Source organism: Kitasatospora sp. NEAU-69, assembly GCF_057158765.1.
Genome location: NZ_JBWXUE010000013.1, coordinates 1 through 23,496, shown reverse-complemented (window position 1 = coordinate 23,496; position 23,496 = coordinate 1). Strand labels below are relative to the sequence as shown.

The following is a 23,496-nucleotide window of genomic DNA, read 5'->3' as shown; positions in this document are numbered from 1 at the left end:
CAGGCTATCGGCCAAGGGGCGGTCGAGGCCAAGTGAGGCCCCGTCGGACTCCTGGGACACCCGGGATACTGTGACGGGGTTCACATCGCTGCGCATGCTTCAGGGCTTCCAGTCGACGGGCAGATTGGGGGGTTGGCTGCTGCTCGGCGGCACCTGGAGGGTCTTCAGTGCGAACTCCATCACCTGCTTGAAGACCGGTCCGCAGAGCGGGCCACCGAAGTGGCCGTTGACCGGGTTCTGGATCACGCAGGAGACGGTGAGCCGAGGCGCCTCGGCCGGCGCGAAGCCGATGAACGAGGCGGTGTAGCCCGAGTACTTGCCGGTCTTCGGGTCCACCCGGTTGGCCGTGCCGGTCTTGCCGGCCACCCGGTAGCCAGGAATCTGCGCGGTGTTGCCGGTGCCCTGGTCGTCGGTGACGACCGACTCCAGCATCTGCTCCAGCGTCTTGGCGGTCTCCGGCTTGACCACCCGGGTCTGCGCACCCGGCGCGCTCGGGGTGAACCGGCCGTCCGGACCGGTGATCCCGGCCACCAGGCTCGGCGCGACCCGCACGCCGCCGTTCGCGATCGTCGAGTAGACCGAGGTGGCCTGCAGCGCGTTGACGGACAGGCCCTGGCCGAACGGGATCGTGTACTGCTGGGTGCCCGACCAGTCCTCCGGCTTCGCGAGCAGGCCGCGGGTCTCGCCGGGGAAGTCCAGACCGGACGGCTTGCCGATGCCGAACTTGTCCAGGTAGCCGTCCAGGATCTGGTTGGACTGCTGCTGGCTCTGGCCCAGGTGCTCGGCCGCCTCGATGGTGCCGATGTTGGAGGACTTCGCGAGCACGCCGTTCAGCGTCAGGTACCAGGTGCCGTGGTCCACGTCGTCGTGGAAGACCTGGGTGGAGCGCTGCAGCGTGCCGGGCACGGTCACGTGGGTGTCCCAGTTCGCCGAACCGGTGTCCAGCACAGCGGCCATCGTCATCAGCTTCGCGGTGCTGCCGGGCTCGTAGGCGTCCTGGAGCGCCGGGTTGCCGAGCTGGTCGGCGCTGGCGGTGCTGAGGTCGTTCGGGTTGAAGCCGGGCGAGGTGGCCATCGCCAGGATCTGGCCGCTCTGCACGTCCTGGACGATCACATAGCCCTTCTCCGCCCCGGACGCGCTGACCTGGTCGGTGATGGCGCGCTGCGCGGCCCACTGGATGTCCCGGTTGATGGTCAGCCGGACGTCGCTGCCGGGCACCGCGTCCTGCTGGCTGGTGCCGCCGCCGGTCGGGATCGGCTGGCCGCCGGAGACCGCGGAGATCCGGTGACCGTCCTGGCCCGCCAGCTGCTGCTGGAACTGGAGTTCCAGGCCGCCGGCCCCGGCGCCCTTGCCGTTGACGAAGCCGACCAGGTTCGAGGCCAGGCCGTCCGCCGGGTAGACCCGGGCGGTGGTGGCCTGCGAGACGACGCCCTCCAGCGGGTTGACGCACGCCTCGTCGATGGTGCCGCCGCCGCCCTGGGCGGCGGGCTTGGCGGCCAGCGCCTTCTGCGCCCGGCAGCTCTTGGTGTCGACCTTCTTGATGAGCGAGGCGCGCAGGTCGATGATCTGGTTACGGACGTCCGGGCTCTGCCGCGGGGCGAGCGTGACGCCGCGGGTCTTCGGCGTGCGCAGCTTGGCGATCACCTTGTCCCTGGGCATGCTCAGGATCGGCGCGAGCAGGTCGGCGGCCCGTTCCGGACCGTCCGGGATGTGCAGTGCCTCGGGGGTGAACATGGTCGGGTCGACGGCGATGTCGTAGGCGTCCACGGTGGTGGCCAGCGCCACTCCGTCGGCTGACGTTATCGAGCCGCGGGTGGCGGGCAGCGGGATGTCGGCGTAGCGGTACTGGCTCGCGGCGGCGGAGAGCGTGCCGGCGTCGAACAGCTGGATCTGCGCCAGCCGGGCCGCGAAGATCGAGAAGACCACGGCCAGCGCGACCAGCACCACGCGCAGCCGGCGCCTGGGGTCGGCGAGCTTGAGCCGGCGCGGCTGCGGACGGGCCGGCGGGCGGCGCTTGACGGCCGGGCGGGCGCCTGGCTGCGCGGCCGGGCGCGCACCGGGCTTCGCCCCCGACCTGGCCGCCGCGGGCCTGGCACCGGCATCGGGCCTGGGCCGCGCGGCGCCGGCCGGCGCGGACCGGCGCGGGCGCTCGGCCGCGGACCGGTCGGCGCGCTCGCCGGACCTCTCGCCGGACCGGCGCTGCTGGGGGGCGGCGGGGCGCTCGCGGCGCTCGCCGGGGTCACGGGGACGGCGCGGCGTGGTCATCGGCTCGCCTCCGCGGAGGGCGTGACCGGGTCCACCCGCAGCGAGCCCTCACCGGTGGCCGCCGGATCGGCGGCCGGGGGCGGCGGTGCGACGGAGCCGGACGGCGCGGGCGCGGCGGACGACGCGGACGGCGTCGGCGAGGCGGCCGGTGCGGGTGCGTTCTGGGTGGGCGCGTTCTGGCCGGGCCAGAGCGCGGCGCCGGTGCTCTTCACCGGCGGGCTGTCCTTGGCCGCGCTGGGCGTGCCGAGCACCTTGCCGTCGTCCTGCAGGAACGCCGGGTCACCGCCGGGGACCATGCCGAGCTGGCGGGCCGAGCGGTCCAGCGCGTCCGGCGCCGCCTGCTGGGCGATCTGCTGCTGCAGGCTCTGCTGCTGGTCCGTCAGCTGGGTGGTCTGCTTCTGCAGCTTCGTCAGCTCGAAGGAGCCCTCGTTGAGCGCGGTGTTGAGCATCAGCAGGCCGAGCAGACCGAGCGTGAGCAGCACCACGACGAGCACCGCGAACGGGGTCCGCCCGCGCCCGTTGCCGCGTGGCGAACGCCCGGGCCGCACGGTGATCCGCGCCCGCCCCAGTTGCCCCGGCAGCAGCCTGCCCCGATGGATGCCCTCGCCGGCCGCCTGCACCACGTTCTCCCTCACGCCCTCACCCTCCCCCGACCGGGCCTCAGCCCCGGGTGTTCCTGATCCTCTCCGCCACCCGCAGCCGGACGGGCGCGGCGCGCCGGTTCTCCTCGATCTCCGCCTCCGTGGCCAGTTCGGCACCGCGGGTGACCAGCTTGAGCCAGGGCTGGTGCTCCTCGGGGATGAACGGCAGCCCGGGCGGCGCGGTGCTGGTTGCACCGGCCGCGAGGTAGCCCTTGACCAGGCGGTCCTCCAGCGACTGGTAGGACATCACCGCGATCCGCCCGCCGAGCGCGAGGACGCCCAGCGCGTTCGGGATCGCCCGGTCCAGCACCTCCAGCTCGCCGTTGACCTCGATCCGCAGCGCCTGGAAGGTCCGCTTGGCCGGGTTGCCGCCGGTGCGCCGGGTGGCCGCCGGGATGGCATTGCGTACCAGGTCGACAAGACGCGCGCTGTTGGTGAACGGTTCCTTCTCGCGCTCCCGCAGGATCACCGAGGCGATCTTGCCGGCGAACCGCTCCTCGCCGTAGACCTTGAGGATCCGGGCCAGGTCGCCGTGGCTGTAGGTGTTGAGCACCTCGGCGGCGCTCAGACCGCGGGTCTGGTCCATCCGCATGTCGAGCGGTGCGTCCTGCGCGTAGGCGAAGCCGCGCTCGGCCTCGTCCAGCTGCATCGAGGAAACGCCGAGGTCGAAGAGCAGGCCCTGCACCTTCGCGATGCCGAGCTCGGCGAGCACATCCGGGATCTCGTCGTAGACCGCGTGCACCAGGGTGGCCCGCTCGCCGAACGGCGCCAGCCGCTCGCCGGCGAGGCGCAGCGCGGCCGGGTCGCGGTCCACCGCGACGAGCCGGACCTCGGGGAACTGGGTGAGCAGCGCCTCACTGTGGCCGCCGAGACCGAGCGTCGCGTCCACCACCACCGCGCCGGGCTCGGCGATCGCCGGGGCCAGGGCGTCCATGCAGCGCTGCAGCATGACGGGGACGTGCTTCGGGGCGGGACTGCCGGTGGCCATTGCGCGCGGGCGCCTTTCCTCGGGTGCGGAGCCGCCCGAGAATCGCGTGACGGCGCCGGGGAGCTGGAGCTGGAGCTCGGACCATTCTCGCCCACGGCGGGCAGCACGCCGGACGCCGCCCATGGTCCCCACCCGCTCACCGGGGGAAGGCGATACCGCCCGGCGCCGGGGAAGGTGCGCCAGGTGGCACGGAGCGGGAGGAGGCCGCAGGCTGCGTACGGACCGTCAGACTACAGCGGGCGCCCGCACCGCCCGGGGGCGCCACGCGCGCCGCGCACGCGCTATCTGCGCTCCTATGTGCTGCGTCACACCGGCCCACCGGATCGCCCCTGACCTCACCACGAGCAGCCAATTCCTACTACCGTCGGAGTTATGACAGTGACCCCCGACCGGTCGTCCCCCAGCGACCCCACCGCCCCGGTTACTGAGACGATCATCGATCGCTTCGTAGCCGCCAACCGCGAGTACGCCGTGGGCTTCCTGGACGGCGGCATGGACGCCCGTCCGGTGCAGAAGGTCACCGTGGTGGCGTGCATGGACGCGCGGCTCGACCTGTTCGCCGCGCTCGGGCTGGAGCTGGGCGACGCCCACGTGATCCGCAACGCCGGCGGCGTGGTGACCGACGACACGATCCGCTCGCTCACCATCAGCCAGCGGGCACTCGGCACCCGCTCGATCGCGCTGATCCACCACACCGGCTGCGGCCTGCTCGGGCTCACCGAGGACTTCCGCCGCGAGCTGGAGCTGGAGGTCGGCCAGCGGCCGCAGTGGGCGGTCGAGTCCTTCGTGGACCTGGACGGCGACGTCCGGCAGTCCATGCAGCGGGTGCGCACCTCGCCGTTCCTGCTGCACACCGACGACGTGCGCGGCTTCGTCTTCGACGTGCACACCGGCCTGCTCCGCGAGATCGTCTGACCGGCCGTCCGACCGGCCGTCCGCCCAGCCTTCCGGCCACTGGCTGCCCGATCGGGCAGTCCGCCCGTTCCCCCGCGGGCACCGATTCCGGGACCGTCCGTACTGACACGGACGGTCCCGCACTGCTCAGGCGCCCCCCGTGTCACCCCGTCGGGTGACTTCTGGCCACCGCTCAGGGAAGAATGCGCCGCAGACCAATGGAGCAGGGGCGAGGAGCGGACGCGTGACGACCTACAACGAGCAGACCGGTCTCGATGGGCGCGGGCCGGATCCGCGGCCGGGGACGGTCCCGATGGGACCGGCGGGTCTGCCCGAGCTGAGCGCGGTGGTCGAGCGGGTGCGGGCCTCGGTCGAGAGCGTGATCGAGGGCAAGCCGGAGGCGGTGCGCCTCGCGCTGACCGTGATGCTGGCCGAGGGTCACCTGCTGCTGGAGGACGTCCCCGGCGTGGGCAAGACCATGCTCGCCAAGGCGCTGGCCAAGTCGGTGGACTGCACGGTGCGCCGGATCCAGTTCACCCCCGACCTGCTGCCCTCGGACGTGACCGGTACCAACGTCTTCGACCAGCAGCGGATGGACTTCGAGTTCCGGCCCGGCGCGATCTTCGCGCAGATCGTGGTCGGCGACGAGATCAACCGGGCCTCGCCGAAGACCCAGTCGGCGCTGCTGGAGTCGATGGCCGAGCGCCAGGTGACGATCGACGGCACCACGTACGAGCTGCCCTCGCCGTTCATGGTGGTGGCGACCCAGAACCCGATCGAGATGGAGGGCACCTACCCCCTCCCGGAGGCCCAGCGCGACCGCTTCATGGCCCGGATCTCGATCGGCTACCCGAGCCCCGAGGCCGAGCTGGCGATGCTCGACGTGCACGGCGGCGCGGACCCGCTGAGCGACCTCCAGCCGGTCGCGCACGCGCACGACATCCTCAAGCTGATCGACGTGGTGCGCAGCGTGCACATGGCCGACAGCGTCCGCCGCTACGCCGTGGACCTGGTCGCCGCCACCCGGACCTCGCCCGAGCTGCGGCTCGGCGCCTCGCCCCGGGCCACCCTGCACCTGGTCCGGGCGGCCCGCGCCGCGGCCGCGCTGGCCGGCCGCGACTACGTGCTGCCGGACGACGTCCAGGCGCTCGCCGTCCCCGTGCTCGCGCACCGGCTGCTGCCGACCGCGGAGGCCCAGCTGAGCCGCCGCGGCGCCGAGCAGATCGTCCAGGAGCTGGTCGCCCGGCTGCCGCTCCCCCGCCCGCAGGGCCCGCACGGCACCGGCCCCGGCCGGAGGGCCTGACGTGTCGTCAAGCGGTGAGCAGTCCGGGATCCGTACCGGACTGCGCGGCCTGACCACTCGGGGCCGCTCCTTCCTCGCCGCCGGCGTGACCGCGGTGCTCTGTTCCTACGCGCTGGGCCAGGGCGCCCTGTTGCGGGTCGGCGCGCTGCTGGCGGTGCTGCCGCTGGTCGCCGCGCTGCTGCTGTTGCGCACCCGCTACCGGGTGGCCAGCGGCCGCCGGCTCGCCCCGCACCGCGCGCAGGCGGGCCAGGAGGCCCGGGTCCACCTGCGGGTGGACAACATCTCCCGGGTGCCGAGCGGACTGCTGATGCTGGAGGACAAGGTCCCGTACGTGCTCGGGCCGCGGCCGCGGTTCGTGCTGGACCGGGTCGAGCCGCAGGGCTACCGCGAGGTCTCCTACCGGGTCCGCTCCGACCTGCGCGGGCGCTATCCGCTCGGGCCGCTGCAACTGCGGCTCACCGACCCGTTCGGGATGTGCGAGCTGACCCGCTCGTTCAGCTCCGCGGACATGCTCACGGTGGTCCCGCAGGTGCAGGCGCTGCCGGCGGTGAAGCTGGCCGGCGAGTGGAGCGGCTACGGCGAGAGCACCTCGCGCGCGGTCGCGCTGGCCGGCGACGACGACACCGTGCCGCGCGAGTACCGGCACGGCGACGACCTGCGCCGGGTGCACTGGAAGTCCACCGCGAAGTACGGCGAACTGATGGTCCGCCGCGAGGAGCAGCCGCAGCGCGCCCGCGCCACGGTGCTGCTGGACACCCGGGAGATCGGGCACCGCGGCAGCGGCCCGGCTTCCTCGTTCGAATGGGCGGTCGGCTCGGCGGCCTCGATCGGCGTCCACCTGCTGGAGCGCGGCTACCAGACCAGGCTGCTCACCGACACCGGCGCCCAGACGCCGGCGACCAGCTCGGCCGGCGGCGTCTCGGTGAGCGAGTCGATCGGCCTGCTGCTGGATTCGCTCGCGGTCGTCCAGCACTCCTCCGGAGGCGGGCTGAACCGCGCCGACGAGGTGCTGCGGCTCGGCGGTGAGGGCCTGGTGGTGGCGCTGCTCGGCACGCTCGACGACGAGCAGGTGGCCGCGCTCGGCCGGCTGCGCCGGCGGACCGGGGCCGCGGTCGCGATCGTGCTGGACACCGCGAGCTGGGCCGGCCTGCGCAAGTCGTTCCCCGACGGCTCCGAGCCGGCGGTGGAGCGCTCGGTGCGGTTGCTGCGCGAGGCCGGCTGGACCGTGCTGACCGCACGGGCCGGCGATTCGCTGCCCGAACTGTGGCGGCTGGCGGACCGCCAGGCCGAGGTCCAGGCGCAGTCCCAGGCCCAGGCCCAGCCACCGGCCCAGTCCGCCGCCGACGGCGGATCGACCGGCCGTCGATCGACCAGGAACGGGGCGGGCGCATGACGACGCGCGCGAGACTGACGGTGTACGCGGCGCTGGCCACCGGGCTCGCCATGTTCGCGCTGAGCCCGCTGCTCCGGCCGGCCGGCTGGCTGCTCGGGGCGGGGCTGCTGGTCGCCGTGGTGGCACTGGTCGGCGCCGGGCTGCGCCGGCTCTCGGTGGCCCGGCCGCTGATCGCGCTCGGCGAGCTGGTGGTGGTCTGCTACCTGCTGCTCTTCGACGCGGTCGGCTCCAGTTTCACGCTCGGCGTGCTGCCCGGACCGAACGCGATGAGCGCGGCGAACGACCTGCTGGTCAGCGCCGGCAACGACATCCGCGCCTACGCGATCCCGGCGCCCGCCACCCCCGGCCTGCGGCTGCTGCTGATCGCCTCGGTCGCCGCGGTCGCCGTCGTGGTGGACACGCTGGCGGTCAGCTACCGGCGGGCCGCGCTCGCCGGCCTGCCGCTGCTGGCGCTCTACTCCGTCGGCACCGGGCTGGCCGCCGACAGCGGACCGGACTGGCTCTGGTTCCTGCTGACCTCCGCAGGCTTCCTCGGGCTGCTCTTCGCCGAGGGCCGCGACCGGCTCTCCCGCTGGGGACGGGTGTTCCGGGGCGCCGCCCCGGACAACCGCAGCGGCACGCTCTCCGCCGGCGGCCACCGGATCGGCCTGATCGCCCTGGCGATCGCGATGCTGCTGCCGGCCGTGGCGCCGAACTGGAACCTCGACCTGGTCAACGGGCGGTTCGGCTCGGGCAGCGGCGACGGGAAGGGCGGCAGCATCAACGCGCTCAACCCGGTCGTCTCGCTGGCCGACGGCCTGCGCCGCCCGAACAACCAGGAGCTGATCCGCTACCACGGCGACGACCCGGACCTGCGCACGGCGTACCTGCGGATCACCGCGCTGGACGACTTCGACGGCACGTCCTGGAAGCCCGGCGTGCAGAACGTCGAGGCGGTGCCCTCCTCGCTGCCCTACCCCGACGGCCTGTCGGAGAACATCGCCCAGCACACGATGGAGACCCAGATCAACGTCTCCAGCTCGCTGAGCACCGAGTGGCTGCCGGCGCCGTACGCGCTGCAGCGGGCCACCGTGCCGGGCAGCTGGCGCTACGAGCCGGACGTCCGCTCGATCATCGGCGACCACGGCCAGAAGGCCACCGGGCTGCAGTACTCGGTCAGCTCGCTGATCACCAAGCCGACCGCTGACCAGCTGCGGTCGGCGGCCCCCGCACCCGCCGCGATCACCGACCGCTACCTCAAGCTGCCGGCCGACCTGCCGGCGGCGGTGCACGACACCGCGGTCACCATCACCGAGGGCAAGGGCAGCGAGTACGACAAGGCGGTCGCGCTGCAGGACTGGTTCGCGGTCTCCGGCGGCTTCACCTACGACGCCTCGGTGGACCCGGGCACCGGCGGCTCGACCGCGATCCTGAAGTTCCTCCAGGACAAGCGGGGCTTCTGCGTGCACTTCGCCGCCACCATGGCGGCGATGGCCCGCTCGCTCGGCATCCCGGCCCGGGTGGCGGTCGGCTTCGCCCCCGGCCAGTCGCTGGGCAACGGCGACTACGAGGTCGGCACCAAGGACTACCACGCGTGGCCCGAGCTGTACTTCGACGGCGCCGGCTGGCTGCGGTTCGAGCCGACCCCGAGCCGCGGCGTCGCGCCGGACTACTCCGGTGCCGCTACCGCGCCGACCGCCTCGCCCAGCGCGGCGGAGAGTTCGGCCGCGCCGTCCGACCCGGGCAGCGCGGCGCCCAAGCCGCAGAGCGGCTGCCCGGTGCAGCTGCGCAAGCTGGGCGAGTGCCCGGCGGAGAAGCCGACCGCGACCGTGGCGGTCAAGAAGGCCGACCCGTGGCTCACCCCGCAGGTGCTGGCGCTGCTGGCGGGGGCCGGGCTGGTGCTGGCCCTGCTGCTGGCGCCGATGGTCTGGCGGTCCCGGCTGCGCCGGCGCCGGCTCGGCGAGGGGCGGCGGCGGGCCGGCGGGCCCGGTGGCGGACTGACCGAGGGGCAGGTGCTGGCCGCCTGGGCCGAGCTGATCGACACCGCCTGGGACCTCGGCATCCCGCCGGACGAGGCGCGCAGCCCGCGGTACACCGTGCGGCGGATCAGCGAGGCCGGCGAGCTGGACGAGCCGGCCCGGGCCGCGGTCGGGCGGGTGGCGCTGGCCACCGAGCGGGTGCTGTACGCCCGCGACCCCGGAGTCGCGGCGCCGCTGGGCAGCGACGTGCGGACGGTGCGCGACGGCCTGCGGGCCTCGGCCGGCCGGCGGCGGCGGGTGCGGGCGCTGCTGCTGCCGCCCTCGGCCGCACGGCTGGTCTGGCGGGCGGCGGACCGGCTGCTCGCGGTGCGGCTGGGCACCCGGGCGGCGTTCGGCCGGGCCGGTGCACGGCTGACCGGGCCGGTGCGCCGCGCGGGCGGACGGCTCGCACGGCGGCCGCGCCGGGGCGGGCAGGAGCGGCAGGAGCCGTAACCGCACGGACAGCGCTCCGCCCGGCCGGGCTCCCCGGTCGGGCGGAGCGGTCGGACCAGGCGGTCGGGCGGGGAGCTCGGGCCAGGCGGTCGGGCCGGGCGGAAAACGACGGATGGGCGGGTGGTCCCCGAGGGGATCACCCGCCCATCTGCGACTGTGAGCCTTACAGGCGGCCGTCGTGCTCGTCCCGGCGGCGCTGCCAGCGCTGTTCCATCCGGTCCATCACGCCGGCCCTGCGGACCGGCGGAGCCGTCCGCAGACCTGTCGCGGGGCCCGCGTCCGGGTGCCGTCGCCAGCCGGCGACCGCGATCACCGCGCAGACCAGCATGACCAGGAAGCCCACGACGCCCAACGGGATCGAGGGCACGACCATGCCTCCCATCAGCACGCCCACCCCGACCACGAAGCCGAGCGCGGCCAGGTAGACCCGCCGGCGCGTGTAGGTGCGCAGCCCGGTTCCCTCAAGCGCCGACGCGAACTTGGGATCTTCGGCGTACAGCGCTCGCTCCATCTGGTCGAGCAGTCGCTGCTCGTGCTCCGAGAGCGGCACGGAGTCCTCCTACTCGTCGGTCGCTGGGCGACCGGTCTGCCACCTGGCCTTGTCGTGGTCCATATGCCCCATGCGTCTGGCCGTCATGCGTTCTGGCTTTACCCAGATCATACGGTCCATCGGCAGGTTCCGGGATGGGCGACGATCCGTCGTGTCCGCCACATCGACGGCCACCCCGCACGGTGTCAACGCGCCCGACCGCCGCCGAGTGCCCGGTTTCTCACAGTGGGCTCACAAACGGCTCACGAACGGAGCGCGAGCGGCTCAGACCAGTGCACCGAGCAGGTGCAACTGGGTGGCCACGGCGTGGAACGCGGGCTGCCGGGCGGCCACCTCCTCGAGCCTGAGCAGCGCCTCCATCGCACCCGGCTCGGTGTCCACCAGGACACCGGGCACCAGGTCGGCGAAGACCCGCACGCCGTGCACCGACTCCACCCGCAGGCCGGCACCGGCCGCCAGCCCGTCCAGCTCCTCGGCGGTGAACCGGCGCGGCATCGGGTCGCCGGTGCCCCAGCGGCCGTCCGGCGCGGCGAGCACGGCGCGGGCCTCGTCGAAGTGGCCGGCCAGCGCACGGGCCAGCACGGCGCCGTTGCGGTTCGCGGCCAGCAGGCTGACCAGGCCGCCCTTGTGCAGCGTGCCGGTGAGGTTGCTCAGCGCCTCGGCCGGATCGTCCACCATCTCCAGCACGCCGTGGCAGAGCACCGCGTCCACCGAGGCGGGCGCGACCAGCGCGGGCAGCGTCTGGGTGTCGCCCTGGACGGCGCGGACCAGGTCGGTGACACCGGCCTCGGCGGCCCGGCGCTCCAGTGCGAAGAGCGCGTCGGGGCTGGGGTCGACCACGGTCACCCGGTGGCCGAGCCGGGCCACCGGGACGGCGAAGTTGCCGGTGCCGCCACCGGTGTCCAGCACGTCCAGCACCGGCTGGTCCAGCTCGGCGGCCCGGCGCTCCAGCGCGCTGCGGACCACCTCCCAGACCACGGCGGTACGCAGGGCGCTGCGGGGACGCGTCGGGTACAAGGGGGCTCCTCGGGCGGGCGGCGGACCAGATGCCACCACCCTATTGCCTCGGCTCGGCGCCACCGCCCTCCACCAAGGCCTGTCGTCGAACCCCCTTCTGCTCGGCAACGCCATGCACGCACTCTCGCCGCGCCGGGCACAGGCCCAAGTACGTCCAGTACGAGGGCCTGCGCCCGGCACGCCGAGAGCACGCACCTGACGCCGCCAAGCCGCCCTCCGGGCGACGAAGGGGGTTCGACGACAGGCCCTAGGGGTGCGTTGTCGATCAGCTGCGGATCAGCACCGATCGGCATGGATCGGCGTGGGTCAGCACGGATCGACTGGGATCAGTCGTCACCGTCGATCCCCAGCACGCGCTGGACCAGCCGCAGGAAGAGCGCGGTGTTGCGGATCAGGTCGTCGGCGTCCCGCGCCGAGGCCGCGCCGTGCAGGCCCGCCTCGGCGGCCGCGCGTTTTCGGGCGCCGGCCGCGAAGTACTGGGCCCACTCGGCGAACTCGGGGGCGATCTCGGGCAGCACCTCCCAGGCGCTGCGGATCGCCCGCCGCTTGCGCGGATCGCGCTCCGGGCGGCCGCGCACGGCGAGGACGGCGGCGGTGCAGCGCAGTGCGGCCAGGTGCGCGGTCGCGTACCGCACCAGCGGGTCCTCGGCGGTGCGGGCCTCGGCCAGCGTGCGGGCGGCTTGGGCCAGCAGGTCACGGGCGGCGGGCGGGGCTCCGGCCTTCAGCAGGACCGGGTGGACGTCGACGGAGCGCAGCGGGATCTGGTTCGGGAGGTTCGGGAGGTCGGTAACGGTCATGGTCTCCCCCGGGCCGAGGCGGACTGCGCGGGCCGGCTGGTCCGCGTGCCTCCATGCTTGCGCGCGGCACTGACAGTCCGTCCCCCGTTCGGCTCAAGGCGCGCTGGAGCGGGCGGGGCTCAAGGCTGGGTGGAGGCGCCGAGGGCGTCGATGGTCTCGTGCAGCCAGGCCAGCTCGGCCCGGGTGGTGGCCCGGGCGACCAGCAGCACACCGCGGCGGAACGGGTCGTCCAGCTCCTCGGCGGCGATCGGCCGGTCCCCGTCGTAGAAGAAGCTCGCCGGGGTCTGCAGGAACGCCAGCCGGCGGGCCAGCACCGCCCGCTGCGCGGCCGGGTCGGCCAGCCGGCTCAGGAACGCGAGCAGCGTGAACCAGCGGTTCTCATCGCTGATGTCCAGCTCGTCGGGCTCGCGCAGCGCGGCCAGCAGCTCGGAGCGGCCACGGGCGGTGAGGTGCAGCGTGTGCCGGGGCGCGGCGGCGCTGCCGGGCTCGGTCTCCCGGCGCAGCAGACCGGCGCTCTCCAGCCGCTTGATCGCGGGGTAGAGCGTGCCGTCGCTGATCGGGCGGATGTGCCCGGTCAGCGCGGCCAGGTGGCGCCGCAGCTCGTAGCCGTGCATCGGGCGTTCGTGCAGGAATCCGAGGATCGCGAGCTTCAGCATGGGGGCCACTGTGCCATACCTCGATCACGAGGTATCTTGGCGACGATGTATCGATGACGATGTATCGATCCCAGCCGATCCGACGAACTGAGGAGCAGTCAGTCATGCGCGCAGCCCCCGTCACCGAACAGGGCGATCTGATCCGCTGGGTCGAGCTGCCCGGCGCCGCCCCGGCCCGTGTCTACCTGCACGGCCTCGGCGCGAGTTCGCCCGCGTACTTCGCCGCCACCGCCGTCCACCCGCTGCTCGCCGGCCGCCGCTCGCTGCTGCTGGACCTGCTCGGCTTCGGGCTGAGCGACCGGCCCGCGGACTTTCCGTACACGCTGGAGGCCCACGCCGACGCGGTGGCCGCGGCCCTGCGCGCGGCCGGGGTGGCGCAGGCGGAGGTGATCGGGCACAGCATGGGCGGCGCGGTCGCGATCCTGCTCGCGGCCCGGCACCCGGAGCTGGTCGGCAAGCTGGTGCTGGCCGACGCCAACCTGGACCCGGCCCCGCCCGGCGCCGGCGCCACCAGCAGCGGGATCGCGACCTGGAGCGAAGCGGACTTCCTGGCCGGCGGCTGGCGCGCGGTGCGCGACCGGGTCGGCCCGCACTGGTGGTCCACCATGCGGCTGGCCGGCCGGGTGGCGCTGCACCGCAGCGCCGTCGGGCTGGCCCGCGGCAGCTCGCCGACCATGCGCGAACAGCTGCTGGCGCTCGACCTGCCGCGGGCGTTCGTGTACCCGGCCGACGAGGACGGGACGCAGCTGCCGGGCCCGGGCGTGCGGCTGCTCCCGGTGCCGGACAGCGGGCACAACCTGATGCTGGACAACCCCGACGGCTTCGCGGCGGCCCTCGCGGCGGCGCTGGCCGACTGAGACCGGGCGGGTCCCGGCCGGTCTAGGATCAGCCGCTATGGCACGGATCGTCATCATCGGAGCAGGCATCAGCGGACTGGCCGCCGCGGCGCGGCTGGCCACCATCGGCCACCGGGTGACGGTCTGCGAGGCGGCAGGGACGTACGGCGGGATGCTCGGCCGGTACGACCGCGACGGCTTCGCGTTCGACACCGGCCCGACGCTGCTCACGCTGCCCGCCGTCTACCGGGACCTCGCGCTGAAGAGCGGCCGGGAGCCGCTGGAGCAGCTCGTCGAGCTCGCCCCGGTCGAGCCGGAGAGCAGGCACCTGTTCGCCGACGGCTCGGCGCTCACGCTGCCCAACGCCTCCCGCGGCGGCGTCGCCCAGGCGCTCGACACCACCTTCGGCGCGGGCGCCGGCGAGCGCTGGGGCGCGGTGATGAACCGCGGCCGCACCGTCTGGGAGGCTACCCGCCGCCCGCTGCTCGAGGAGCCGCTGCCCGCCGACCCGACCCCGCTCGGCACCGACCCGTACCCCGCGCCGCCGCGCCGCGGCCTGGCCCGGCTGCTCGGCGGTGGCGGCGCCCCGACCCTCGACCAGGTCGCCGAACGCGAGCTCGGCGGCCACCCCGCACTGACCGCACTGCTCACCGAGTACGCGCTGCGCTTCGGCTTCGACCCGCGCACCGCGCCGGCCGGGGCGACCGTGATCCCGTACATGGAGCAGAGCTTCGGCGTCTGGTACGTGCGCGGCGGGATGCGGGCGCTGGCGGAGGCGGTGTACCGGCGCTGCGAGCAGCGCGGGGTGGAGTTCCGGTTCGACACCCGGGTCGGCGAGGACCCGGCCGACGCCGACGTGGTGCTGCGCCCCGCGCCTGGCGACCCGAACGTGCCGGGGCGGGTCAGCGTGCTGCTCGCGCTGCGCGGCACCCCGCCGCCCGGCACCGCGCACCGGACCGTGGTGCACGCCGCCGACCGGGCCGCCGAGCTGGACGCGCTGTTCGGGCGGAGCGCCGGTCTCTGCGCCCGCCCGACCGTCCAGGTGCTCCGCCCGGACGATCCGTCACTGCGCCCGGACGACGCGCACGAGACGGTCACGCTGACCGTGACCGTGCCCTCGCAGGCCCGGTTCGACTGGACGGTGCCCGGCGTCGCCGACCGGTTCGCCGACCAGCTGCTGGCCCACGTGGACGCGGCCGGGCTGGGCCTGCGCGAGCGGCTGCTCTGGCGGGTCGTGCGGACGCCCGCGGACACCGAGCGGGAGACCGGCGCGGCCGGCGGCGCGGTGCCGCGCCCGGCGCTGGCCGGCGCCGGCGGCGCGTTCCTCCAGCCGCCCAACGCGACCGGCACCCCCGGCCACTACCTCACCGGCGGCGCCGCCCACCCGGGCGGCGGGCTGGCCCGGGCCGGGATGTCGGCCTGTGTGACGGCGGGGCTGATCGGTCCGGCCTAGGTCTGGACCGACCGGGATCCTTCGGCCCCGGCTCAGATCCCGTGCTGCCAGGCCTCCGGCTGCGGCTGCGGCTGGTACTGCTGCTGGTACTGCTCGTAGCCCTGCTGCTGCGGCACCACGCCGTAGCCGTAGTCCGGCTGGTACATGGCCGGGTCGTACGCCTGCTGCTGGTACTGCTGCTGCACCAGCTGCGGATCGGCGTAGGGCACGTACTGCTGCTGCTGGTACTCCTGGTAGCCGTCCTGGTACGCCTGCTGGTAGCCGTAGTCGGGCTGCGGCGGCACCGGCATGTGGCCCGGCTCCTGCGGCTGCCACTGGTCGGCGTAGGGGTAGCCGGCGGGCTGCTGCTCCATCGGGACGCCGTGCGGCAGCTGCTGGGCCTGCTGGTGCTGGGCCTGCTGCTGTTCCTGGTAGCCCACGGTCTCGTAGATCCCGTAGTCGCCCTCGGCGAGCTCCGCCTCGACCGGCGTCGGCAGCTGCTCCTCGTCGGCCTCCTCGACCGGCCCGACCTCGCCCACCGTCGGCCCGGCCCCGGCCGCCACCGCGACCGCCGCGCCGCCGGTGATCGCGGCGAGCAGCGGCACCTTGGCCAGCGGCCCGGGCAGCGAACCGTCGGCCGCGCGCAGCGACCAGCCGTCGCTGAATCCGCGCTTGACCGAGAGCGTCACCAGCACCTGGCCGGCCGCGAAGGCCGCCGCGCCCACGCCGATCACCGGCACCGAGCGGATCGCCATCCCGGCCACCACCAGCACGAAGCCGCCGAGCGCGACACCGCGCCAGTGCAGCGGCGCACGGCTCTGCAGCAGCAGCTCCGCGAGCAGCCAGAGCGCGACCACGGCGAGCGCCGCATACAACAGCAGCATCCCGATGCCCATCTGCGACCTCTTCCACAGCCCGGCGCGCGGCGCGCTTGTGCGGCGACTGTACCGGTTGTCCGGCCGGTGCCCCACATCCGCGTACAAGGTGTGACAAGAGGTGCGACAGGCGCTGTGCACGGGCTGTGTCAGCCCCGGTGCAGTCCGAGGTTCTGGTAGATCTGCAGCGTCGCCGTCGAGCCGTTCAGCGTGATGAAGTGCAGCCCCGGGGCGCCCTCCGCGAGGAGTTGCTCGGACATCGCGGTGGCGTGCTCCATGCCGACCTCGCGCAGCGCCGCCGGGTCGTCGACGACGGCGCGCAGCCGGGCCTCCAGCGCGGGCGGGAACGGCGCCCCGCAGAGCTGCGGGAAGCGCTCCAGCTGCTTGGCGACGGTGACCGGCATGATCTCCGGGATGATCGGGACGTCGCAGCCGGCCGCCACCACCCGGTCGCGCAGCCGCAGGTAGTCCTCGACCTCGAAGAACATCTGGGTGATCGCGTAGTCGGCGCCGGCCCGGACCTTGCCGACGAAGTGCCGGATGTCGTCGTCCCAGTTCGTCGACCGCGGGTGCATGTTCGGCGAGGCGGCGACGCCCACGCAGAAGTCGCCGATCCCCTTGATCAGCTCGACCAGCTCGTACGCGTACGTGACGCCCTGCGGGTGGCGCACCCACTCGCCGCTCGGGTCGCCGGGCGGGTCGCCGCGCACCGCCAGCACGTTGCGCACGCCCTGGTCCGCGTACTGGCCGATGATGTTGCGCAGCTCGGCCACCGAGTGGTCCACGGCGGTGAGGTGGGCGACCGGGGTCAGGGTGGTCTCGGCCGCGATCCGGCCGACCAGGTTGACGGTGCGGCCGCGGGTCGAGCCACCGGCGCCGTACGTCATGCAGACGAAGTTCGGGTTCAGCGGCTCCAGCCGGCGGATCGCGTCCCAGAGCTTCTGCTCGGCGGTCTCGCTGCGGGGCGGCATGAACTCGAAGGAGTAGGAGCGCTTCCCGGCCGCCAGGAGTTCGCGGACCGTGAGCGCGCGGTCGGTTCTGGTGGAGGGGGTCCCGAGTGCCATGCTGGCAGGTTAGCCGTCAGGGCAGCGGGCCGGACAAACGAAGTCCAGCTATTGAGACAAAATGTCCGCTAGCTGGCTCAATCGCGCCGGCCGCCGTCCAGCGGTCGCACGGCCGGGCGGCCGTCGGCGTACGCCCGGGAGCAGCACAACCGACCGTCGCTCAGCTACCCAGATAATCTGATCACAACACCAACCATCCCGGAGAGCCACGTGACCTCGTCCAGCCCCGCGCCCGTGCTTCCCCTCGACGTCGAGGCGGTCCGCGCACGCGTCGACGCCGCGCTCGCCGAGTTCATGGCGGAGCAGCAGCAGCGGCTGGGCGCCATCTCCCCCGGGCTGGTGCCGGCCGCCGACGCGCTGCGGGACTTCCTGCTGGACGGCGGCAAGCGGCTGCGCCCGGCGTTCTGCTACTGGGGCTGGCGCGGCGCGGGCGGCGCGGCGGACAGCACCGGCGTGGTCCACGCGGCCGCCGCACTCGAGCTGCTGCAGGCCAGCGCGCTGGTGCACGACGACCTGATGGACCGCAGCGACACCCGCCGCGGCCTGCCCTCGATCCACCGCCGGTTCGAGGCGCTGCACCGCGACAGCGGCTGGCGCGGCGACCGCGAGCAGTACGGCGCGGCGGCGGCGGTGCTGCTCGGCGACATGCTGCTGATCTGGTGCGACGAGCTCTTCGTCCGCTGCGGTCTTGCGCCCGCTGCGGTGCTGGCCGCGAAGCCGGTCTTCGACCTGATGCGCACCGAGGTGATGGCCGGCCAGTACCTGGACGTGCTGGAGCCGGTGGCCGGCGACTCCACCGACGAGCTGGCGCTGGAGCGCGCGCAGACCGTGCTGCACTACAAGTCGGCGAAGTACACGATCGAGCGCCCGCTCCAGGTCGGCGCCCGGCTGGCCGGCGCCGACGACAAGCTGGTCGAGGCGTACGGCGAGTTCGGGCTGCCGCTCGGCGAGGCGTTCCAGCTCCGCGACGACCTGCTCGGCGTCTTCGGCGACCCGGCGGTCACCGGAAAGCCGGCCGGCGACGACCTGCGCGAGGGCAAGCGCACGCTGCTGGTCGCGCTCGCGCTGCGGGCGCTGCCGGCCGCCGAGGCGCGCCGGCTGGACGAGCGGCTCGGCGCACCGGGGCTCACCCCGGAGGAGATCGCCGAGCTGAGCGCGCTGGTCGCCCGCAGCGGTGCGGCCGAGCTGGTCGAGCAGCGGATCGACGAGCTGATGGCCCGCTCGCTGGCCGCGCTGGAGGCCGCGCCGCTCGCGGACGAAGCGGCCCGGGAAACGCTGCTCGCGCTTGCCCGGGCCGCCACGGTCCGTCGTTACTGACAGCTGTTCAGAGGGACTCGCGCACGCGACGGGCCAGCTCCGCGGCCGCCGCGCCCGGGTCCTCGGCCGCCGTGATCGCCCGGACCACCACGACCCGCCGGGCACCGGCCGCCAGCACCTGGTCCAGGTTGCCGAGGTCGATGCCGCCGATCGCGAACCACGGGCGGTCGGTCGGCTGCTTCGCCGCGTACTCCACCAGGCCCAGGCCCGGCGCGTGCCGGCCGGGCTTGGTCGGGGTCGGCCAGACCGGCCCAGTGCAGAAGTAGTCCACGCCCGGCTCGGCGACCGCCGCGGCCACCTCGGCCTCGGCGTGGCAGGAGCGGCCGATCAGCACGTCCGCGCCGAGGATCGCCCGGGCCGCCGGGACCGGAAGGTCGTCCTGGCCCAGGTGCAGCACCTGGGGACGGGCGGCGTGCGCGACGTCGGCCCGGTCGTTCACGGCGAAGAGCTTGCCGTGCCGGCGGGCGGCGTCGGCGAAGACCTCCAGGTACTCCAGCTCCTGCTTGGCCTCCAGCCCCTTGTCCCTCAGCTGGACGATGTCCACACCGCCCGCCAGCACCGCGTCCAGGAACTCGGGCAGGTCGCCCTGCTCGCGCCGGGCGTCGGTGCACAGGTAGAGCCGGGCGTCGTCGAGCTGCCGGCGGGCGCCGTCCGCGACGGACGTCACAGCAGCTCGGCCTGGGCGCGCCGCTTCACCTCGGTGCCGCGGTTCTCCCGCAGCGCCTGGATCGGGCTGCCCGGCAGCGACGGGTCCTCGGTGAAGAGCCACTCCAGGGCCTCCTCGTCCGTGAAGTGGCCGTCGCGCAGCAGGTTCAGGGTGCCGGGCAGGTGCTTCACCAGGCCGTCGTCCTCGATGAAGGCCGCCGGGACCTGCAGCGACTTGTTGGGCCCGCGGCGCACCGCGATCAACTCGCGGTCCTTCACCATCTGGCGGACCACGGTGACCGGGACCCTCCAGCGCTCGGAGATGTCGGGCAGGTACACCCAGTCCTGGACCAGGTTTTCGATCTTCGATTCCGTCTCGCTCACGACACCAGCCTGCCACCTCGCGGGGCCGCCGCGCACCAAAGGCCCGCCGATCGGTCGCCCGCCGGCCCTCGAACAGGCGTCGGACGACCGCCGGCGAGGCGTCGCGACAGCCGTCAGACGGCCGACTTCAGCGGTACGGCGGGGTCCGCGGCGCGCACCGGGTCGAGCACCGCGGCGCGGTCGATCAGCCGGCGGGCCTGCGCCATGTCGCGCGGCACGTCCACGGTCAGCAGAGCGACCAGTGCGCCTTCGCGCAGCCAGAGCGCGGTCCAGGCCGACTCCTCGGTCGAGCCGCGCAGGAGCAGCTGATCGCCGGGCGCGTGCCGGCCGGCGTACTGCACCATCCGCCCGAACTGCTCGGACCAGAAGTACGGCACCGGGTCGTACGGCTCCTGCCCGCCGAGCAGCGCTGCGGCCACCGCCCGCCCCGAGTGCAGCGCGTGGTCCCAGTGCTGGACGTTGACCCGCTCGCCGAACCGGCTCGACGGGTAGCTGACGCAGTCGCCGGCCGCCCAGACCCCGGGCAGCGAGGTGCGCAGCAGCCGGTCGGCGACCACGGCACCGGCCGCGTCCAGCTCGATGCCGGAGCCGGCCAGCCAGCCGGTGTCCGGGCGGGCCCCGACACCGACCACCACCTGGTCGGCGGGCACCCGCTCACCGTCGGCGAGCAGCACCGCGCCCGGCTCCACCGCGGCCACCCGGGCGCCGAGCCGCAGCTCGACGCCGGCCTCGGCGTACCAGCGCCGCATCGGGTCGGTCAGCTCGGCCGGCAGTGCTCCCGCGAGCGGCGCGGACGCGGCCTCCAGCACCGTCACCTCGCAGCCCAGCCGGCGCGCGGCGGTCGCGGTCTCGGCCCCGATCCACCCGGCGCCGACCAGCACCAGCCTGGTCCCGGGGGTCAGCACCGAACGCAGTGCGAGCGAATCGTCGACGGTGCGCAGCACCCTCTCGTCGGCGGCGCCCGGCAGCCGGATCGCGCCCGCGCCGGTGGCGATCACCAGCTGGTCGTACGCCAGCTCACCGGCGTCGGTGTGCAGCAGGCCGGGCTCCAGGCCGGTGGCCCGGCGGCCGGGCAGCAGCTTGACGTCGAGCCGCGCCCAGTCCAGCTCGAACGCCGTCCGGTCCGCCTTGCCGAGCAGCACGTCCTTGGAGAGCGGCGGCCGGTCGTACGGCAGGTGCGGCTCGGCGCCGACCAGGCAGAGCTCGCCCTGCCACCCCCCGTCCCGCAACGCCACCGCGCACTGCGCCCCCGCCATACCGGCGCCCACCACGACCACTCGCCCCGCCCGATTCACCTCAGTCACCGGGCCAGCCTAGGGGTTGCCTCCCTGGGGGTGTCCATGGCTCAGACCGACCTTCAGCGCCACCGTCACCCGGCGTTATGGTGGGGGCATCCTCACGGGAGCCCGGTGCACCGGGCTGAGAGGCGGGCTGCGGCGGCCTGCGACCGTCCGAACCTGATCCGGGTCATTCCGGCGAAGGGAGAACCGTTCTCTTGTCACGCGCATCCCACCCCGAACCACAGCCGACCGACGTGCTGGTGATCGGCGGCGGCATCATCGGCCTCGCGGTGGCCTGGCGCGCCGCGCAGCGCGGGCTCTCGGTCGCCGTGGCCGATCCGGTGCCCGGCGGCGGCGCGGCCCAGGTCGCGGCCGGCATGCTGGCCCCGGTCACCGAGCTGCAGTACGGCGAGGAGCCCCTGCTGCGCCTGGGCATGGCCTCGAACGCCCGCTACGCCGCGTTCGCCGCCGAGCTGGAGCAGGCCACCGGCGCACCCACCGGCTACCGCGCGACCGGCACGCTGGCCGTCGCGCTCGACGCCGACGACAAGGCCGAGCTGAGCGAACTGCACGCCTTCCACCAGCGGCTCGGGCTGGACTCGCAGTGGCTGACCGGCCGCGAGGCGCGTCGGCTGGAGCCGATGCTGGCCCCGGGCATCCGGGCCGGCCTGCACGTCGCCGACGACCACCAGGTGGACGGCCGCCGGCTGGCCGCAGCGCTGGTCCTCGCCTGCGAGCGGGCGGGCGTGCGGCTGCACCGCGCCGAGGCGGCCGAACTGCTCGTCGAGCAGGACCGCGCGGTCGGTGCCCGGCTGTCCACCGGCGAGCGGGTCACGGCCGGGCAGGTCGTGCTCGCGGCCGGCTGCCACAGCCACCGGCTGCCCGGCCTGCCGCCCGGCGTGCTGCCGGCGATCCGCCCGGTCAAGGGCCAGATCCTGCGGCTGCGGATCCCGTCCGCGTACGCGCCGTTCCTCTCGCGCAACGTCCGGGCCGTGGTCCGCGGGCAGCACCTCTACATGGTGCCGCGCGCCGACGGCGAGCTGGTGATCGGCGCGACCAGCGAGGAGCAGGGGTACGACACCACCGTCACCGCCGGCGGCGTCTACGAACTGCTGCGCGACGCACACGAGTTGGTCCCCGGGATCACCGAGCTGCCGCTGGTCGAGACCGGCGCGGGCCTGCGCCCCGGCTCGCCGGACAACGCCCCGCTGCTCGGCCCGACCGCGCTGCCCGGCCTGGTCGCCGCGACCGGGCACTACCGCAACGGCGTGCTGCTCACCCCGGTCACCGGCGACCTGGTCGCCGAGTACCTGGCCACCGGGAGCGTCCCGGAGCTCGCGACCCCGTTCTCCCCCGCCCGCTTCACCGCCGATACCGCCGATACCGCCGATACCGCCAATCACACCGCCACGGCCGCGGCCGCCAGGAGCCAGTCATGAGCCCGATCCCCCTGACCGTCAACGGCGAGCCGCGCCAGGTGCCGGACACCGCCACCCTCGCCGAGCTGGTCGCCGAGCTGAGCAACGCGAACACCGGCGTCGCGGCCGCGCTCAACGAGGCCGTGGTGCCGCGCGGCTCCTGGCCGCGGACCCGGCTGACCGCCGGCGACCGGGTCGAGATCCTCACCGCCGTGCAGGGAGGCTGACGCCACGATGGCTGACGACCTTTTCACCATCGCCGACACCACCTTCACCTCCCGCCTGATCATGGGCACCGGCGGCGCGCCGAGCCTGGAGGTGCTGGAGCAGGCCCTGCGGGTCTCCGGGACGGAGCTGACCACGGTCGCGATGCGCCGGGTGAAGGCCGACACCCAGGGCTCGGTGCTCGACGTGCTGGCCCGCAACGGCATTCGGGTGCTGCCGAACACGGCCGGCTGCTTCACCGCCGGCGAGGCGGTGCTGACCGCCCGGCTCGCCCGCGAGGCGCTCGGCACCAGCTGGGTGAAGCTGGAGGTGATCGCCGACGAGCGGACCCTGCTGCCCGACCCGATCGAGCTGCTGGACGCCGCCGAGACGCTGGTGGACGACGGCTTCACCGTGCTCCCCTACACGAACGACGACCCGGTGCTGGCCCGCAAGCTGGAGGACGTCGGCTGCGCGGCGATCATGCCGCTCGGCTCGCCGATCGGCTCGGGCCTGGGCATCCGCAACCCGCACAACTTCCAGCTGATCGTGGAGAGCGCGGGCGTGCCGGTGATCCTGGACGCCGGCGCGGGCACCGCCTCCGACGTCGCTCTCGCGATGGAGCTGGGCTGCTCCGCCGTCATGCTCGCCTCCGCGGTCACCCGGGCGCAGGAGCCGGTGCTGATGGCGGACGCGATGCGCAGGGCCACCGAGGCCGGCCGGCTCGCCTACCGGGCGGGCCGGATCCCGCGCCGCTTCCACGCCGAGGCCTCCTCGGCGATGGCCGGGCGCGCCGAGCTGGACCCGCACCCGGACCACCGGGAGCGGCCGGCGTTCTGACGGACCGTACGGCCGGGCGCGTGCCCGGCCGTACGGTCCGTGCTGAACGATGACGGCGGCGTCACCCAACCGTGCTCTGCCCGCCGGGCCTGTCGTCGAACCCCCTTCGTCGCCCGAAGGGCGGCTTGGCGGCGTCAGGTGCGGGCTCTCGGCGTGCCGGGCGCAGGCCCTCGTACTGGACGTACTTGGGCCTGTGCCCGGCGCGGCGAGAGTGCGTGCATGGCGTCGCCGAGCAGAAGGGGGTTCG

At 74.4% G+C, this 23,496-nt stretch carries 22 protein-coding genes and 1 riboswitch; of the genes, 10 read left to right on the top strand and 12 right to left on the bottom strand.

Going from position 1 to position 23,496, the window contains the following annotated elements; genetic code table 11:
- Window positions 1–99: 99 nt before the first annotated feature.
- Genes AC060L_RS16790 through rsmH form a run of 3 tightly spaced genes read right to left on the bottom strand, consistent with a single transcriptional unit; the run spans window position 100 to window position 3,894 of the window.
- Window positions 100–2,265 carry a peptidoglycan D,D-transpeptidase FtsI family protein gene (locus AC060L_RS16790; protein WP_483799556.1) on the bottom strand — a complete coding sequence of 722 codons (2,166 nt, stop codon included), beginning with the start codon at window positions 2,263–2,265 and terminating at the stop codon, window positions 100–102.
- Entirely contained in the window at window positions 2,262–2,900 is a 639-nt protein-coding gene (ftsL, locus tag AC060L_RS16785) for a cell division protein FtsL (protein ID WP_483799555.1), read from the bottom strand. Before ftsL ends, AC060L_RS16790 begins: the two co-directional genes overlap by 4 nt.
- Before the next feature lie 25 nt (window positions 2,901–2,925).
- Window positions 2,926–3,894, bottom strand: coding sequence for a 16S rRNA (cytosine(1402)-N(4))-methyltransferase RsmH (rsmH, locus tag AC060L_RS16780; RefSeq protein ID WP_483799554.1), 969 nt, complete (start codon window positions 3,892–3,894; stop codon window positions 2,926–2,928).
- 372 nt (window positions 3,895–4,266) lie between these two features.
- Here rsmH and AC060L_RS16775 point away from each other — a divergent pair, with 372 nt between their 5' ends.
- From AC060L_RS16775 to AC060L_RS16760, 4 genes are all read left to right on the top strand, one after another.
- The gene (locus AC060L_RS16775) at window positions 4,267–4,809 is read left to right on the top strand and encodes a beta-class carbonic anhydrase (RefSeq protein WP_483799553.1); all 543 of its coding nucleotides are present in this window, start codon (window positions 4,267–4,269) and stop codon (window positions 4,807–4,809) included.
- A 292-nt stretch (window positions 4,810–5,101) separates the two neighbouring features.
- Window positions 5,102–6,091: an AAA family ATPase gene (locus AC060L_RS16770; protein WP_483799737.1), complete on the top strand. Its 990-nt coding sequence runs from the start codon at window positions 5,102–5,104 to the stop codon at window positions 6,089–6,091.
- A 1-nt stretch (window position 6,092) separates the two neighbouring features.
- Window positions 6,093–7,484: a DUF58 domain-containing protein gene (locus AC060L_RS16765; RefSeq protein ID WP_483799552.1), complete on the top strand. Its 1,392-nt coding sequence runs from the start codon at window positions 6,093–6,095 to the stop codon at window positions 7,482–7,484.
- On the top strand, window positions 7,481–9,934 hold the full coding sequence (locus AC060L_RS16760; protein ID WP_483799551.1) for a transglutaminase TgpA family protein: 2,454 nt from the start codon (window positions 7,481–7,483) through the stop codon (window positions 9,932–9,934). Before AC060L_RS16765 ends, AC060L_RS16760 begins: the two co-directional genes overlap by 4 nt.
- 163 nt (window positions 9,935–10,097) lie before the next feature.
- On the opposite strand, the gene AC060L_RS16755 is transcribed toward AC060L_RS16760, so the two are convergent.
- The 4 genes from AC060L_RS16755 to AC060L_RS16740 all read right to left on the bottom strand — a co-directional run bounded on the left by AC060L_RS16755 (window position 10,098) and on the right by AC060L_RS16740 (window position 12,954).
- Entirely contained in the window at window positions 10,098–10,484 is a 387-nt protein-coding gene (locus AC060L_RS16755) for a DUF3040 domain-containing protein (protein ID WP_483799550.1), read from the bottom strand.
- A 264-nt stretch (window positions 10,485–10,748) separates the two neighbouring features.
- Window positions 10,749–11,501, bottom strand: coding sequence for a methyltransferase domain-containing protein (locus tag AC060L_RS16750; protein WP_483799549.1), 753 nt, complete (start codon window positions 11,499–11,501; stop codon window positions 10,749–10,751).
- A 326-nt stretch (window positions 11,502–11,827) separates the two neighbouring features.
- A complete protein-coding gene (locus AC060L_RS16745; protein ID WP_483799548.1) occupies window positions 11,828–12,298 on the bottom strand; it encodes an SAV_6107 family HEPN domain-containing protein in 471 nt (156 codons plus the stop codon).
- Between the two features lie 119 nt (window positions 12,299–12,417).
- Entirely contained in the window at window positions 12,418–12,954 is a 537-nt protein-coding gene (locus AC060L_RS16740; RefSeq protein ID WP_483799547.1) for a PadR family transcriptional regulator, read from the bottom strand.
- Window positions 12,955–13,058: 104 nt separating this feature from the next.
- Here AC060L_RS16740 and AC060L_RS16735 point away from each other — a divergent pair, with 104 nt between their 5' ends.
- Both AC060L_RS16735 and AC060L_RS16730 read left to right on the top strand, forming a co-directional pair.
- Window positions 13,059–13,811: an alpha/beta fold hydrolase gene (locus tag AC060L_RS16735; RefSeq protein WP_483799546.1), complete on the top strand. Its 753-nt coding sequence runs from the start codon at window positions 13,059–13,061 to the stop codon at window positions 13,809–13,811.
- 37 nt (window positions 13,812–13,848) lie between these two features.
- A complete protein-coding gene (locus AC060L_RS16730) occupies window positions 13,849–15,243 on the top strand; it encodes a phytoene desaturase family protein (RefSeq protein WP_483799545.1) in 1,395 nt (464 codons plus the stop codon).
- A gap of 32 nt (window positions 15,244–15,275) precedes the next feature.
- On the opposite strand, the gene AC060L_RS16725 is transcribed toward AC060L_RS16730, so the two are convergent.
- Together AC060L_RS16725 and metF are read right to left on the bottom strand one after the other, a co-directional pair.
- A complete protein-coding gene (locus AC060L_RS16725) occupies window positions 15,276–16,118 on the bottom strand; it encodes a hypothetical protein (RefSeq protein ID WP_483799544.1) in 843 nt (280 codons plus the stop codon).
- Window positions 16,119–16,246: 128 nt separating this feature from the next.
- A complete protein-coding gene (gene metF, locus AC060L_RS16720; protein ID WP_483799543.1) occupies window positions 16,247–17,161 on the bottom strand; it encodes a methylenetetrahydrofolate reductase [NAD(P)H] in 915 nt (304 codons plus the stop codon).
- Window positions 17,162–17,371: 210 nt separating this feature from the next.
- Between metF and AC060L_RS16715 the strand changes: the two genes are divergently transcribed.
- Entirely contained in the window at window positions 17,372–18,478 is a 1,107-nt protein-coding gene (locus AC060L_RS16715) for a polyprenyl synthetase family protein (protein WP_483799542.1), read from the top strand.
- A gap of 7 nt (window positions 18,479–18,485) precedes the next feature.
- On the opposite strand, the gene thiE is transcribed toward AC060L_RS16715, so the two are convergent.
- From thiE to AC060L_RS16700, 3 genes are all read right to left on the bottom strand, one after another.
- Window positions 18,486–19,145, bottom strand: coding sequence for a thiamine phosphate synthase (thiE, locus tag AC060L_RS16710; protein WP_483799541.1), 660 nt, complete (start codon window positions 19,143–19,145; stop codon window positions 18,486–18,488).
- Window positions 19,142–19,507: an Rv2175c family DNA-binding protein gene (locus AC060L_RS16705; protein ID WP_483799540.1), complete on the bottom strand. Its 366-nt coding sequence runs from the start codon at window positions 19,505–19,507 to the stop codon at window positions 19,142–19,144. The genes thiE and AC060L_RS16705 overlap by 4 nt, the downstream gene beginning before the upstream one ends.
- A 113-nt stretch (window positions 19,508–19,620) precedes the next feature.
- On the bottom strand, window positions 19,621–20,763 hold the full coding sequence (locus tag AC060L_RS16700; RefSeq protein ID WP_483799736.1) for an NAD(P)/FAD-dependent oxidoreductase: 1,143 nt from the start codon (window positions 20,761–20,763) through the stop codon (window positions 19,621–19,623).
- A 132-nt stretch (window positions 20,764–20,895) separates the two neighbouring features.
- Window positions 20,896–21,008: riboswitch (TPP riboswitch) on the top strand.
- Between AC060L_RS16700 and thiO the strand changes: the two genes are divergently transcribed.
- From thiO to AC060L_RS16685, 3 genes are all read left to right on the top strand, one after another.
- Window positions 21,003–22,226 carry a glycine oxidase ThiO gene (thiO, locus tag AC060L_RS16695; RefSeq protein WP_483799539.1) on the top strand — a complete coding sequence of 408 codons (1,224 nt, stop codon included), beginning with the start codon at window positions 21,003–21,005 and terminating at the stop codon, window positions 22,224–22,226. Its footprint overlaps the riboswitch before it by 6 nt.
- Window positions 22,223–22,432 (top strand): sulfur carrier protein ThiS, encoded by a 210-nt coding sequence (gene thiS, locus AC060L_RS16690; RefSeq protein WP_483799538.1) that lies wholly within the window; start codon window positions 22,223–22,225, stop codon window positions 22,430–22,432. Before thiO ends, thiS begins: the two co-directional genes overlap by 4 nt.
- Window positions 22,433–22,439: 7 nt before the next feature.
- Window positions 22,440–23,249: a thiazole synthase gene (locus tag AC060L_RS16685; protein ID WP_483799537.1), complete on the top strand. Its 810-nt coding sequence runs from the start codon at window positions 22,440–22,442 to the stop codon at window positions 23,247–23,249.
- Window positions 23,250–23,496: the final 247 nt, after the last annotated feature.